The sequence below is a fragment of the Haloarcula sp. CBA1127 genome, from assembly GCF_001485575.1.
GTDB lineage: Archaea > Halobacteriota > Halobacteria > Halobacteriales > Haloarculaceae > Haloarcula.
Map to the genome: position 1 here is coordinate 1,116,433 of NZ_BCNB01000006.1, position 12,557 is coordinate 1,128,989.

Here is a 12,557-nt window from a genome sequence, read left to right on the forward strand (position 1 = left end):
CTATGGCTGAGAGACCGACAGAAAACGTACGGGGTCAAACAGGTTCGGGGATCGACGACAATATCGACGCGGATATTCAGGACGATATCGCGGAGGACATCGATACAGAAGCCGGCTACAGCCACACCGCTGCAAGCGAGATTCAGACCATGCTGGCTGATCTGGAAGGGTCGTCGGTCGGTATCGCCGAGGAAACCGCCGACATCCGCGAACAGGCCGCCGAGCAGTACGAGAGTCTGACAGACATCGCAAACGAAGTGTCGAACCTCTCTGCGTCGGTCGAGCAGATCGCCTCGTCATCTGAAGAAGTTTCGGCGGCCTCCCGCGAAGCGAAGGAACTCGCCGAGCGCGGACAGGGGAACGCTGACGACGTCCATGAGGCGATGGAGAACATCCAGCAGGCGGCCGACAGCGTCGCCGAGGACGTCAAGACGATACAGCAGAGCGTTCAGGAGATCGACGAAATCGTCGATGTCATCAACGATATCGCCGACCAGACCAATATGCTGGCGCTGAACGCGTCCATCGAGGCCGCTCGCGCCGGCGAGGCCGGCGAAGGATTCGCCGTCGTCGCAAACGAGGTCAAGAGCCTCGCCGAGGAGTCACAGGAGCAGGCGACGACTATCGAGCAGATGATCGACGGGATTCAGGACGATACCGAGAACGCTGTCGAGAGTCTCGAAGAGAGCAACGACGAGATTGACGAGGGTATCGACACCGTTGAGGAATCGACCCAGATTCTCGGAGAGATCGACGACACCGTCCGCGAGGTCAACAACGGTATCGAGGAGGTCGCGACGGCCACGGACCAGCAGGCTGCTTCGACTGAGGAAGTGGCGAGCATGATCGACCAGTCCACGGATACAGCCAAAGATATCGCCGACAGTACGGCCGACATCGCCGACGAATCCGATGGGCAAACAGACCTTCTCACCGACATCAATCAGGCGATAGACGACCTCGTTGCGGACCTCCAGCGCAACAACTGAGCCGGCTGGACATCTCGGCCCTACACCTCAAAACACTCGAGACGAACCAGTCGTTTATTTCTCCGGGTGGCGTACGACCACTATGCGACCGGATCTGGACCCAGAACAGCTTGACCGCTACTCCCGGCACATCATCATGAACGACGTCGGGCCGGAGGGCCAGGCCGCACTGCTCGACACCGATGTGCTGGTCGTCGGGGCCGGCGGCCTCGGCGCACCAGTCCTCCAGTATCTCGCGGCCGCGGGCATCGGGCGGCTTGGAATCGTCGACGACGACGTGGTCGAGCGGTCGAACCTCCAGCGGCAGGTCATCCACACGGACGACGACGTTGGCCGGTCAAAAGTCGACAGCGCCGCTGAGTTCGTCACGGGACTCAATCCCGACGTGACCGTCGACCGCCACGAACTGCGGCTGGCGCGGGAGAACGCGACCGACCTGGTGGCCGACTACGACATCGTCGTTGACGCCTCCGACAACTTCGCTACGCGCTTTCTCGTCAACGACGCCTGTACGCTCTCGGGCACGCCGTTCTCTCACGGAGCTATCTTCCAGTTCGAGGGCCAGGTGACGACGTTTTCGGGCGACAGCCCGTGTTACCGCTGTCTGTTCCCCGAGGCCCCACCGGAGGGCACCGTCCCCGACTGCGCGACTGCAGGCGTTCTCGGTGTCCTGCCGGGCACTATCGGATGTATGCAAGCGACCGAAGTCGTCAAGCTCGCGATGGACTACGGCGAGACGCTGGAGGGGCGGCTCGTCGCCTATGATGCCGCCGAGATGTCCTTTGAGGAGGTCCCTATCGCGCCCAAGCCGGATTGCCCGGTCTGTGGCGACGACCCGGCCATCGCGAGCGTCGCCGACGCCAGCTACGAGGGTCGCTGTTCGCTCGCTGAGGACTGACCGGCTCGTTCTCAACTGACTGCCAATTTTCACGCTTGATACTGTGGAACCGAGCTTTATGCGCTAATAGTCGACAGTAGTGGTATCGATTTACATGGCCCGCCCTGACCACGCATCTCGTCCCTTCTCGGTTCGCCTCCAGAAGCCCAGCTACGTCGAACTGGTGTTCTCGCTGGTGCTCGTCTGGGGCTTTGGCGACGCGCTGTCGACGCTGTTCGCCGCGCAGGTTGCTGGGCCGGGGCTAGAAGCAAACCCCTGGATACGGACGCTCCTGATTCACGAACCGCTGCTCGTGATTGCCCTGAAGATGGCCGTCGTCCTCTACGTTGGTGTCGTCCTGCTGGAGTGTCGCGACGTGGTTGAGCGGGTCCCGCTGTGGCGGGCCTGGCTCCTGACTGTCGTCGCCCTCGGCGCGGTTGTCGTCCTCGGCAACACCTACGTCGGGCTGGTCGCAGCGACAGTATGAGCTTCCGGTGCTTGGTCGCCTCAGCTGTGCAGCGCCTTTCACACCCTCATTGGACTGCAGGTCTGGGTTCAAGCCAGTGAACTGGCTGCGTATTTTGCCAGAATGTCTGCTTCGAAATGGACCCGGTCACCAGAGTCCTTTGTCGCTAGTGTCGTCCGGTCGTACGTCTCCGGTACGACTGCGACGCTGAACGTGTCTGCAGACACGTCACTGACAGTTAGACTGATGCCATCGAGTGCCACAGACCCCTTTTCAACGAGGTACGGCTCGTACCCTTCGGGGATACTGAACCGAAACTGCCAGCCGTCACCTCGCCTCTCTGCGGCAATAATTTCTGTGACGGTGTCGACTGTCCCCTTGACAACGTGTCCGTGAAACCGGCCGTCTGCTGGCACCGGTCGTTCGATGTTTACGACAGCATCGGCTGAAAGCGTGGCGAGATACGTCCGGGTGACAGTTTCTGTAGAAAGTGCCGCCTTAAACCCATCAGTATCGACGGATTCTGCGGTCACGCACACCCCGCTGACGCTGACACTGTCCGCTGTGTCGATGTCTGTGGTCTCCGCCGTGATTCGAATTGTGGTGCCCTGCTCGTTTTGCTCGACTGCTCTTACCGTTCCTGTCGTTTCGATGACGCCAGTGTACATGCGATTTTGCTGACGTTCAACTGTCACAAAACAGTTACCAATCTCAGATATGAGATGGGGCGGCGGGTACACAACTCTCTGGAACGCAACCCTGACCAACGCAGTGCTAGCAGTTCGTCCACGCTGGGTTCACAACGTTTTATCAGCCGCCACTCGGAGTAGCCGACCCAATGGAGACAGCCACGGCACCCGACGGGACCGCCATCGCATACGACCGCCCCGGCGACGGCACGCCGGTCGTGCTCGTCCACGGCACGACCGGAACGTCGGCGGTCTGGGACCGGCTTCGCTCTCAGTTGCCCGACGGCTACACGCCCGTCGCGATGGACCGGCGGGGCCGAGGCGAGAGCGGCGACGCCGATGACCACTCGCTCGCCCGCGAGGTTGACGACGTGGTGGCGCTGATCGACGCACTCCCGGGTGACCCAGTGTTGTTCGGTCACTCCTTTGGTGGCCTCTGTGCGCTGGAGGCCGCCAGAGAGACCGATATCGCACAGCTCATCCTGTACGAGCCGGCGATTCTCGTCGGTGCGCACCGCGCTGAGCCGCCGCTCGCGCCGCGACTCCGGGACCATCTCGACGCGGGCGACCGTGAGGCCGTCATCGAGGCGTTCTTCCGCGAGACGAGCACCAGCGGCGACCCTTCGCAGTGGCCCATCGCCGAGCGTGCACCGCTCGCTGAGACCGTCGTCCGAGAGAGCGCAGTGGTCGGATCCTACGAACTCCCCGACACACTGTCGATTGACACACCAGCGCTGCTTCTTGCTGGGGCTGAGAGTCCGGCGTATCTCCGCGATGGCATTCGGGCAATCGGGGATGCGATGAGTGGTGCCTCATTCGTCGAACTGGCCGATGTCGGCCACGTCGGCGTCTGGCGAGCCCCTGAAAAGGTCGGCGCGGCCGTCCGCTCGTTCTTGCCCGACTGCTGACGCCGTGTTCGGAGCGCTGGCAGTTTACGCCCGGACCGTTCCGAGTTCGACGACGGCGTCCCGCGGCGGCGTCTCGAACAGGTCCGGGTGGACGAGCGCCGCCAGAAACTCAAGCGTGTCCACGAGCCGCGGCCCCGACCGATTCACGTAGTGGTGGCCGTCCATCACGTACGCCCGGCCGTCCCGAACCGCAGTTAGGTCGTCGAACCCGGGTCGTCTGGTCAGGTCTGTGAGGTTCTCGCGGGTCTGTGCCACGTCGAAACCACACGGTGCAGCCACCAGCACTTCGGGGTCGTATTCGACGACTTCTTCCCACTCGCGCGGCCGGGAGTGAGCGCCGTCTTCTTCCATCCCGTAGGTGCCGCCCACCATCTCGATCATCTCTGGGACCCAGTGCCCGGCGGCCATCACCGGGTCAAGCCAGTCGAGTACCGCCACACGGGGGGCCGTCCCGGCCCGCGTCGCTGTCGTCTCCACTGCTGCGACCCTGTCCCGGAGGTCTGCGACGAGTTCGGCGGCGCGGTCGTCGCGCCCGACCGCCGCGCCGACCCGGTGGATGGAGTCGAACAGGTCATCGAGGCTGTGGACATCGAGCGTCAGGACGTCGGCGTCCAGCCCCAGTTCTTCGACAGCCTCAGCGACCACCACGTGGTCGACGGCACACACGTCACAGACGCCCTGGGTGACGATGAGGCCGGGCTCCAGTTCCGCGAGTGTCTCGCGGTCGATGGCGTAGACGCCGTCGCTCTCCTCGGCGGCCGCGACCTGCTCGTTAATCTCGTCACTCGATGCCGTCGGGTCGACGCGTGACCGATTGACCGACGGCTTCTCGCGGGCCGCCGGCGGATGGTCGCACTCGTGTGAGACACCGACCGGCTCGACGCCGAGCGCGTAGACGATTTCCGTCGCTGAGGGCAGGAGCGTGACGACTCGCATACTCTGACCTTAGCCCGCGCGGACAAAAACCTGCGTCCGTCACATCGCCCACACGCTTCGTTACGCTTACCCTCTGTCGCCGACGAGACGCGAGCATGGAAGTCAAGTCGCGACACCACCTCCGTTCGGACGAGGTCGACACCATCACGACGGCGCTGTCGGAGAACCTCGGTGTCGAACTCGACGCGGACAGCTTCGAGAAGGTCGAGTTCGACGACAGCGACTGGGATGTCGTCCTCGTCGACGGCGACCCGCTCGTCCTCTATCTGAACGGCGAACCGTTCCTCACAGTACAAGGTGCCAATCAGCATCCGCCACAGAAACACATCGTCACCGTGGACGCCGGGGCCGTCTCCTTTGTCTCGGACGGCGCTGATATCATGCGGCCGGGTATCACCGAGGCCGACGACGACATCAGTGCGGACGACTTGGTCGTCATCAACGAGGAGTCCCACGGGAAGTTCCTCGCTGTCGGCCGTGCACAGACCGACGGCGACGACATGGTCGGCGACAGCGGGAAAGTCGTCAAATCGCTCCACCACGTCGGCGACGACCTGTTCGAGTTCTCGGTGTAGCGCGATCCACTGGTATCGTACTCCGGTCACACCAGCGGTCGGAGCCCGAATCGGTCGAGGGAACGGTCTATGCTGATTCTAACAACCGCTTCGGCCACGCCAGCGCACACGGCTACCCCGAGCAGCAGCGGCCAGACAGTGAGATACGACGACAGCGGTGGAGATGTGTCCCGTAGAGCCACTGAGACACTGTGTTGCCGAGCAGCCACACCGTCACGACCACCGGCGTGACAAGCGAAAGGCGGCTACAGAGATACAGCGGGACGGCGGCTACGAGGACCATCCCAACGGCGGCGTAGCCGGCCCCGAACACGAGTTTCGTCGGGTCCTGCGACGAGAAATGGACGCCGTTTGCAAACAGCCACGACAGCACGCCGATGGCATAGAGAACGCCACCGACGGCTGCGACGGTGCTGGGAGTCATCCTAGTGGAGGGCGTGCGCATCGGTATCAGTATTCGTTCCATCATCTGAATAACCTTTTGTGCATCGCAGGCCGTTCTCGGCCGTCACCACGCCTGCTCAGGGCGTGCTGTAGCGATACGTTCGATGGACGAAAAGTTGAAACGGGTAGCGCACGCCGTGAGTGACATGGGACTGATGAGCAAGATCCTCGGGGAGTCTGGATCCTCTCGGAACACCGAGGATTACGTCGAACTGGATGCGAACGAATTCGAGATGACCGGGACGGAACTTGAGCGCCAGATCCGGATCGCCCGTATCAGCGACAAGCAGGACGTCATCGACATCAAAGACGCCGTCTACGACGGCGACGTGGTTGTCGCGGACATCACGCGCCACTCCACGCAGGACCGCACGATGGAACACATCAGCGACGAACTCAAGCAGGTCGCCAACGAGGTCGGCGGCGACATCGTCCAGAAGGATGACGACCAGCTCATCATCACGCCGGCTGGCGTCGGCATCTCTCGGGAACGACTCGGTCAGTAGGATTGTGACAGCCCGGTCGACGGAACCTCGCTGTTCGGTCGATCTTGTCAGCTTGTATCAGTCTAACTGCCGGTTTTCGGGGGCTTCAATGCGTTTTTCGGTGTCGCCACGCTAAGGGCGGCAATGACTGAACCGGCGATACGCGCCAGTGGGTTACAGAAGCGCTACGGCGATGTGCAGGCGCTTGACGACCTGGAACTGACAGTTGAGCAGGGCGAGTTCTTTGGGTTGCTCGGGCCAAACGGAGCCGGCAAGACGACGTTTATTAACACGCTGGTCGGTCTCGTCCACAAGGACCGCGGGACCGCCGAAGTGTTCGGCTTCGACGTAGAAGACGACTACCGGGAGGCCCGTGACCGCATCGGCGTCGCGCCCCAGGAATTCAACGTCGACCGTTTCTTCCCCATTATCGAGGTGCTGGAACACAAGGCCGGCTACCACGGCATCGGTCGGGCCGAGGCCCGCGAACGCGCCGAAGACGCGCTGAAGACGGTTGGTATCTGGGACAAGCGGGACACGCGCTTCGACTGGCTCTCCGGCGGCATGAAACGTCGCTTCGTCCTCGCCCGTGCACTGGTTTCTGACCCGGACCTGCTCATCCTTGACGAGCCGACGGCTGGGGTCGATGTCCAGCTTCGCCACGACCTCTGGGATATTATCAACCGGATGAATGACGCTGGGACGACGATTTTGCTGACGACCCATTACATCGAGGAGGCCGAACGCCTCTGTGACCGGGTTGCAATCATGGACGACGGGCGGAAAGTCGAGGTGGCGACCCCCGACGACCTGATGGCTCGCGGCACGGACACCATCGTCCTCGAACTCGCCGAGATGCCACGGACGGCCCCGAGACTTGATGTTGACGGCATCACTGACATCGAACTGACCGACGAGGGGCTGGCCGTCACTGCGATGGGCGGGAGCCAGACCGCGCCGGCCATCATGCGCGAACTCGAAGCGCAGGGCCACACCGTCACCTCGCTCGAAATCCGCCGCGCGTCGCTCGAAGAGGTGTTCGTCGACATGACCCGCGACGACCGCGAGTACGCGGAGGTATCCGCATGAATCAGAACACGACGCAGTTCCTGACGCTGGTCCGCCGGGAAATCCTCCGGTTCGTCCGCCGCCCGTACAACACCTTCCTCCCGCCGATCATCACGAACGCGCTCTATTTCTCCGTGTTCGGCGTGATTCTGGGGAGCCGAATCGGCGAAATTGCGGGCGCGAGTTATCTCCAGTTCGTCCTGCCCGGACTTGTCGTGCTGGGGGCCATCTCTGACAGTTTCGAGAACGCCTCCTTCACTATCTTCCACGGGCGCTGGAACGACTACATTCAGGCTGTCCTCACCTCGCCGATGTCGAACCGAAGCATGGTGGCGGCCTACGTCTCGGCCAGCGCGCTCCGGGGAATCGTCACGTCGCTGCTGATCGTCGGCGTGGGGCTGATATTCACCTCGGTTTCAGTCCCCAACCCCGTGTATCTCGTCTCGTTCCTGCTGGTGATTACCACATTGTTCGGCGGGCTCGGCGTCATCGGCGGCCTCTGGGCGAGCGACTTCGACTACCTCACGGTGATGAACCAGTTCATCCTCCGCCCGCTGGTGTTCTTCGGCGCGGTGTTCTACTCGCTCGAAGAACTCCCGGAATTCTGGGGGAGAGTCTCGCTGCTCAACCCCATGGTGTATATGGTGAACGGCGTTCGCTACGGCATGATCGGTGTGACCGAAATCGACCCGAACACGTCGCTGGCCGTCCTGACCGGGACGACCGTGGTCGTGCTGTCAATCGACTACGTGCTGTTCAAGCGCGGTTACGGGCTCGCCGAGTAGCGCCGTTCTGACTCCCGAATATCTCCGATCAACGGCTGCATTTTGCCGCCAATATTGCGCCGATAAAACGGGACTTCCGGCTCGGTAACTGACCTGGCCGCGAATGCCGGATTGGGTCCGCTCCGGCGGGCGGACAAACTATGACAGGTTGCCCCGGAATCCGCTGCCGTGGCAACACGAGGGGTGCCTCGTGCCCCGGATACTTGTGCGCGCCTCCGGGTGAGGCGTATGTGAACCTATGTCACAACCGTACTTAGATGTGACGCCCGTCTGACGCTGAGTGATACTGGCGGTACTCAGTGTCGATATCGAAGAATTTCCGGATGGCTACGCGGGCCGTGCCGAACCGATACGCAGTATCAGCCTGCCGGCACTCGCGGACTGCGTGCGCCCGACGACCGTCGTTAGACGTTGTCCGGGGCGTCGGCGTCGTCCTCAACCGAGCGCTTCAGCGAGTCACGTCGTGCCTTTGCGTCGCGGTCGGTCGCCTCCTCCAGGAAATCGTTCTTGATTGCGACGGCGTCCTCAGCCGCATCGACGTTGCCCTCGGCGATGACGTCCTCCGCCGGTCGCTCATCGATGTGGAGCGCGATTTTGTCTTTCTTGGAGCCGTACTCAACGCGGCCCGCGACGACCCGGTCAAACACGGGGTTGTCAGGGTCGTCGACGACCAACAGGTCGTTGCCCTCGTACTCTTCTGTATCCGTTATCTCGCCGAAGTACTCTTCGACGAACGCTTCCATGTCAGGGACGCGGTCTTCGAGATGCTCGCCCCGTCGCATCTTGTACTCTCGCATGGGCGAGTTTTTGCGAGGGGTTGTCTTACCCTTTGCGTTCACTCCTCGCCACGGGTGATAAGTGACCCCTTGTGACACTCCGGACAGAAGTCCCCGGCGCGCAACGATGTCGATTCGACTTCGGTGGTGAATCCACACTCCGGGCAGGCGAACTCGCCCTCTGGAACCGTCACGGCACTGTCGCTGGTCGACTCAACACCCGAATCGTCGTCCGTTCCAGTGTCGACCGGCATCGTCTCCGGCGACCAGCTGTCGCCGTCGTCTCCCGGCTCATCGGGCCACTCACCGGGCTGGCGGTCGTCGCCGGTCGACTCCGATTCCTCTTCTTCACCGAGAATGAGCCCGTCGTCTTTCTCCGGGTCAGTCTCGTCTTCGGTTACCGGCGCTTCGCTCTCGGCGTCCGGGACGTCGACCGTCGTCGTCGGCTCGTCCAACTCAACGTCGCCGCTTCCATCGCTGTCGCTGTCGTCGATAATCTCGGCATCGTCGGCCGACGGATCGACCGGCTCGTCGTCTCCGCTGTCGTCGCCGACTCCCGCATTCCCCGGCGCTTCAACCGGGTCGTCGACGCTGTCCCAGCCGTCCGAGCGCTCTGTTCCCTCATCAGTGGGCTCGGCCGCGCTGTCAGCCGGCTCGTCTTCCGGTGTCGACTCGGTTTCCGCCGTTTCGGACTCGGACTCGTCTTCGACGAGATCGCTGGCGATGTCCGACGGTGTCTCGATAGCCGTTACCTCCTTGTTTTCCGAGACAATTCGCGTATTTCCACACCGCTCACAGGTCTCCCGTTCCTGGATGGTGATGACGACTTCGCTACCCTGCTCTTCGCGCTCGCGCTCGACGGTGGTCTCACCGTACTTGTGCCCGAGGACGGAACATTTGAGACCCATTGCCAGAACTTCCCACCGTGGCGTACTTAAACCCTGCCCGTTGGCTCGACCATTCCTGACAGAATACTACCTGTTTCGCGACGGCGTTATATTAATTTCAGTCTAGTTTGTGAAATTTTATAACAGATACAGGTGCTACACTACGTTAATGCAGCGGATGACGACACTCGTGGTGTCGGCCCTCGCCCTTTCGGCACTTCTCGGTGGGACAGCGGTTGCGACCGGCAACCAGCCACCGCTTGCCGACGCCGGGCTGGACCAGTCCGTCGAGCGAGCAACGACGGTCCAGCTGGACGCTAACGGCTCGCGCGACCCCGACGGCACAATCGAAGATACCGAGTGGTCCATCGAAACGCCGGACGGCGCGACACGCACGCCCGACTGCCCGACCTGCGTCCAGACGACGTTCTCTCCAGCCGAAACCGGCCAGTACAACGTCACTATTACCGTCACTGATGATGACGGGGCGTCGCGCTCGGACACGCTCCATGTCGACGTGGTGGCCGCCGGTGGGCCGTCAGTCTCAGTTTCGGCCCCGGCTGCGGTACCCGTCGGCCTCCGGCGGAATCTGACTGCCAACGTAACTGCCGGCGATGCCGACCTCCGAACGCTCGCCTGGGTCGTCAACGGCACCGCGCAAAACCAGACACGACTCGCCGGCGAGAACGGCACCTCGACCATTACGCACACGTTCAACGACTCCGGCTCTGTATCCGTCCGTGCGATTGCTTATGATGCCGCCGGCCGGCGTGGCGTCGCCAATCGGACGATTCAGGTCGCAGACTCGTCTGGCAACGGTGGCAGCGCTGGTGGCAACAACTGTCCGGGTGGCAGCGGGGGCTACTACGTCGATGGTGAAAACATGGGCTGTACGAGTGCCGCCATGACCATCGAAGATACCATCGTCGATACTGACGGCCGGGACGGCTTGTGGTTGTACATGGACAACGAACTTACCAAGATCATCGCGGAGGACAATATGAACAAGTACTCTGAGGACGGCTACGGAGGCACATTCAGTGAAGAGACTATTGACGAGCAAAAAGAGGACGCAAAGAGAGAACAAGAGACTCAATCAGGGGCTAGCGCCGATTATGAAAGTGATAACGACGGAAGTGGAGGTAGACCCAGCGATGGGAACACCCGCCCGGGCTCTAGCGTGCCGAACAACCTAGGCGGAGAGACTGACGGCAACGACGACGACGATGATGGGTATGATTGGTCTTACGATGACGACGATGCCAGCAGTAGTGGTGAGGACGACGATGATAGCGAAAGCAGAAACGATGATGATGATGACAGCGGTGACGATGATGATGGCGGTAGCGACGACGGTGATGGAGGGATCCTTGGCGACCTGCTCGGTGGGGATAGCGATGACAGTAGTAACGATGACGGCGAAGGTTGGTTTGGTGGCGATGACGATGACGGCGGCAGCAATGATGACAGCACTAACGATAATGGCGATGGCGGTTGGAGTTTTTGGTAGTCTTATTTCGTACTTATTTTATGAAATCAGATTTTATAATAGATAGCGAGTGGATTACAAACAGAATGAACCGAAAGTGTAAGACTGGAAAGGGAGCCGCCTGTCTGTTAGTGACGGCTACAGGTCTTTCCCTCATACCAGCTCTCGCTCCAATCATCATGTGGATGAACGCCAGTGAGTATGCAAATGAACACCCATGTATGTCCCGTACCCAGTACAATGGTAGTCTCCTCAGCGATCTGATCGTGTCCGCCACGTCATCAGGAGGAGTGTATGGAGGTGGGCCAGCAGATGGCTCGACTGCAGAACCGACGCCGACCTCGACTGGAGTTTCGACACTCCCGTCTGTTGAAAGAGAAACAAACGGTTCAGACCTCTATAATGAGGTTCAGGAACGATGACCAATACTAAAAATATCGCCATCTCAGCCGGTCTGGCCCTTTTGATTACCTTAGCCGGTTGCTCTGCGTTCGTGGATGGAGGTGGACCAGTGGATGAAACAGATACGCCGGCGCAGACCCCGGCCGCTACACCAGAGGATACCGAGACTCCAACACCTGTACCTACGGAGGCGAAAAGTACGCCAGTAGCTACCGAGAGACCTGAAACAGAAACCGAAACCGAATCTATTACTCGAGGCGACCTCAGTAAGGCACAGAAGTTTGAGGAATTCGATGAGAATATGCAATATCTATATGATGAAGATGAAGAAAATCGCTCTGCCGAGATGGAGGCCTTCCCTGCAAATGACTCATACCACCTGACGGTTGAAATGCGTGATACCACAAACTTCACCAAGACCCGGAATGACCGGCTAAATCCACTCTGGAAGTACTATGCCATTGTAGAGGACTACAATAACAATGATGATCACTTTCCGAAGAGGGACCACACGTATATCCCTGATACAGTTAATGTAACGTTCGTTACCGAAGATGGCGGGGTGTTCGAGACGACATACATCAAGTACAATTGGGCGTACAAGTACTATACCGACGAATGGTCCATCCGAGTCCTCATAGCAAAGTATGGCTCTACTACGAAAGAAGGACCAGCCTACCACGAGAAGGGCAGGTAGCGATATCCTCTCTTCTGTAGTGTGAGCCACAGAGCGTTTGTCGGCGACGACTAGGCTTCGGTAGCCACGACGGGCACTTGTCGA

The 12,557-nt window shown here is 60.8% G+C and carries 15 protein-coding genes and 1 pseudogene; 11 read left to right on the plus strand and 5 right to left on the minus strand.

Annotation, left to right across the window (positions count from 1 at the left end; genetic code table 11):
• Positions 1–2: 2 nt before the first annotated feature.
• The 3 genes from AV059_RS10305 to AV059_RS10315 all read left to right on the plus strand — a co-directional run bounded on the left by AV059_RS10305 (position 3) and on the right by AV059_RS10315 (position 2,353).
• A complete protein-coding gene (locus AV059_RS10305; RefSeq protein WP_058994326.1) occupies positions 3–989 on the plus strand; it encodes a methyl-accepting chemotaxis protein in 987 nt (328 codons plus the stop codon).
• Between the two features lie 82 nt (positions 990–1,071).
• Entirely contained in the window at positions 1,072–1,887 is an 816-nt protein-coding gene (locus tag AV059_RS10310; RefSeq protein ID WP_058994327.1) for a molybdopterin-synthase adenylyltransferase MoeB, read from the plus strand.
• A 94-nt stretch (positions 1,888–1,981) separates the two neighbouring features.
• On the plus strand, positions 1,982–2,353 hold the full coding sequence (locus tag AV059_RS10315; RefSeq protein WP_058994328.1) for a DUF5658 family protein: 372 nt from the start codon (positions 1,982–1,984) through the stop codon (positions 2,351–2,353).
• Between the two features lie 68 nt (positions 2,354–2,421).
• On the opposite strand, the gene AV059_RS10320 is transcribed toward AV059_RS10315, so the two are convergent.
• Positions 2,422–3,000: a riboflavin synthase gene (locus AV059_RS10320; protein WP_058994329.1), complete on the minus strand. Its 579-nt coding sequence runs from the start codon at positions 2,998–3,000 to the stop codon at positions 2,422–2,424.
• A 170-nt stretch (positions 3,001–3,170) separates the two neighbouring features.
• Between AV059_RS10320 and AV059_RS10325 the strand changes: the two genes are divergently transcribed.
• Complete coding sequence (locus AV059_RS10325) at positions 3,171–3,929, plus strand: alpha/beta fold hydrolase (protein ID WP_058994330.1); 759 nt, start codon at positions 3,171–3,173, stop codon at positions 3,927–3,929.
• Between the two features lie 24 nt (positions 3,930–3,953).
• On the opposite strand, the gene AV059_RS10330 is transcribed toward AV059_RS10325, so the two are convergent.
• Positions 3,954–4,865, minus strand: a complete 912-nt coding sequence (locus AV059_RS10330; protein ID WP_058994331.1) for a cobalamin-binding protein — start codon at positions 4,863–4,865, stop codon at positions 3,954–3,956.
• Positions 4,866–4,960: 95 nt separating this feature from the next.
• Between AV059_RS10330 and AV059_RS10335 the strand changes: the two genes are divergently transcribed.
• Positions 4,961–5,440 (plus strand): RNA-binding protein, encoded by a 480-nt coding sequence (locus tag AV059_RS10335; protein ID WP_058994332.1) that lies wholly within the window; start codon positions 4,961–4,963, stop codon positions 5,438–5,440.
• A 26-nt stretch (positions 5,441–5,466) separates the two neighbouring features.
• Here AV059_RS10335 and AV059_RS10340 read toward each other — a convergent pair.
• A pseudogene (locus AV059_RS10340) lies at positions 5,467–5,885 on the minus strand (hypothetical protein).
• Positions 5,886–6,030: 145 nt separating this feature from the next.
• Between AV059_RS10340 and sepF the strand changes: the two are divergent.
• The 3 genes from sepF (at position 6,031) to AV059_RS10355 (ending at position 8,222) form a co-directional block, all read left to right on the plus strand.
• Positions 6,031–6,390 (plus strand): cell division protein SepF, encoded by a 360-nt coding sequence (gene sepF / locus AV059_RS10345; protein WP_058994333.1) that lies wholly within the window; start codon positions 6,031–6,033, stop codon positions 6,388–6,390.
• Between the two features lie 123 nt (positions 6,391–6,513).
• Positions 6,514–7,458 carry an ABC transporter ATP-binding protein gene (locus tag AV059_RS10350; protein ID WP_058994334.1) on the plus strand — a complete coding sequence of 315 codons (945 nt, stop codon included), beginning with the start codon at positions 6,514–6,516 and terminating at the stop codon, positions 7,456–7,458.
• Entirely contained in the window at positions 7,455–8,222 is a 768-nt protein-coding gene (locus tag AV059_RS10355) for an ABC transporter permease (protein ID WP_058994335.1), read from the plus strand. The genes AV059_RS10350 and AV059_RS10355 overlap by 4 nt, the downstream gene beginning before the upstream one ends.
• Positions 8,223–8,626: 404 nt before the next feature.
• Here the strand turns inward: AV059_RS10355 and AV059_RS10360 are convergent, their stop codons facing one another.
• Both AV059_RS10360 and AV059_RS10365 read right to left on the minus strand, forming a co-directional pair.
• The gene (locus AV059_RS10360; protein WP_058994336.1) at positions 8,627–9,019 is read right to left on the minus strand and encodes a DUF5611 family protein; all 393 of its coding nucleotides are present in this window, start codon (positions 9,017–9,019) and stop codon (positions 8,627–8,629) included.
• A 38-nt stretch (positions 9,020–9,057) separates the two neighbouring features.
• Complete coding sequence (locus AV059_RS10365) at positions 9,058–9,906, minus strand: hypothetical protein (RefSeq protein WP_058994337.1); 849 nt, start codon at positions 9,904–9,906, stop codon at positions 9,058–9,060.
• Between the two features lie 148 nt (positions 9,907–10,054).
• On the opposite strand from AV059_RS10365, the gene AV059_RS10370 reads away from it, so the two are divergent.
• Genes AV059_RS10370 through AV059_RS10375 form a run of 3 tightly spaced genes read left to right on the plus strand, consistent with a single transcriptional unit; the run spans position 10,055 to position 12,473 of the window.
• Positions 10,055–11,395 (plus strand): PKD domain-containing protein, encoded by a 1,341-nt coding sequence (locus tag AV059_RS10370; protein WP_058994338.1) that lies wholly within the window; start codon positions 10,055–10,057, stop codon positions 11,393–11,395.
• Between the two features lie 20 nt (positions 11,396–11,415).
• Entirely contained in the window at positions 11,416–11,796 is a 381-nt protein-coding gene (locus tag AV059_RS22060) for a hypothetical protein (protein WP_154021025.1), read from the plus strand.
• Positions 11,793–12,473, plus strand: coding sequence for a hypothetical protein (locus AV059_RS10375; protein WP_058994339.1), 681 nt, complete (start codon positions 11,793–11,795; stop codon positions 12,471–12,473). The genes AV059_RS22060 and AV059_RS10375 overlap by 4 nt, the downstream gene beginning before the upstream one ends.
• The last annotated feature ends 84 nt before the right edge of the window (positions 12,474–12,557 follow it).

What these genes read in the sequence shown, in the direction of transcription:
- AV059_RS10305 (WP_058994326.1), top strand. Translation starts at nt 3, where the DNA reads ATGGCTGAGAGACCGACAGAAAACGTACGGGGTCAAACAGGTTCGGGG.
- AV059_RS10310 (WP_058994327.1), top strand. Translation starts at nt 1,072, where the DNA reads ATGCGACCGGATCTGGACCCAGAACAGCTTGACCGCTACTCCCGGCAC.
- AV059_RS10315 (WP_058994328.1), top strand. Translation starts at nt 1,982, where the DNA reads ATGGCCCGCCCTGACCACGCATCTCGTCCCTTCTCGGTTCGCCTCCAG.
- AV059_RS10320 (WP_058994329.1), bottom strand. Translation starts at nt 3,000, where the DNA reads ATGTACACTGGCGTCATCGAAACGACAGGAACGGTAAGAGCAGTCGAG.
- AV059_RS10325 (WP_058994330.1), top strand. Translation starts at nt 3,171, where the DNA reads ATGGAGACAGCCACGGCACCCGACGGGACCGCCATCGCATACGACCGC.
- AV059_RS10330 (WP_058994331.1), bottom strand. Translation starts at nt 4,865, where the DNA reads ATGCGAGTCGTCACGCTCCTGCCCTCAGCGACGGAAATCGTCTACGCG.
- AV059_RS10335 (WP_058994332.1), top strand. Translation starts at nt 4,961, where the DNA reads ATGGAAGTCAAGTCGCGACACCACCTCCGTTCGGACGAGGTCGACACC.
- sepF (WP_058994333.1), top strand. Translation starts at nt 6,031, where the DNA reads ATGGGACTGATGAGCAAGATCCTCGGGGAGTCTGGATCCTCTCGGAAC.
- AV059_RS10350 (WP_058994334.1), top strand. Translation starts at nt 6,514, where the DNA reads ATGACTGAACCGGCGATACGCGCCAGTGGGTTACAGAAGCGCTACGGC.
- AV059_RS10355 (WP_058994335.1), top strand. Translation starts at nt 7,455, where the DNA reads ATGAATCAGAACACGACGCAGTTCCTGACGCTGGTCCGCCGGGAAATC.
- AV059_RS10360 (WP_058994336.1), bottom strand. Translation starts at nt 9,019, where the DNA reads ATGCGAGAGTACAAGATGCGACGGGGCGAGCATCTCGAAGACCGCGTC.
- AV059_RS10365 (WP_058994337.1), bottom strand. Translation starts at nt 9,906, where the DNA reads ATGGGTCTCAAATGTTCCGTCCTCGGGCACAAGTACGGTGAGACCACC.
- AV059_RS10370 (WP_058994338.1), top strand. Translation starts at nt 10,055, where the DNA reads ATGCAGCGGATGACGACACTCGTGGTGTCGGCCCTCGCCCTTTCGGCA.
- AV059_RS22060 (WP_154021025.1), top strand. Translation starts at nt 11,416, where the DNA reads ATGAAATCAGATTTTATAATAGATAGCGAGTGGATTACAAACAGAATG.
- AV059_RS10375 (WP_058994339.1), top strand. Translation starts at nt 11,793, where the DNA reads ATGACCAATACTAAAAATATCGCCATCTCAGCCGGTCTGGCCCTTTTG.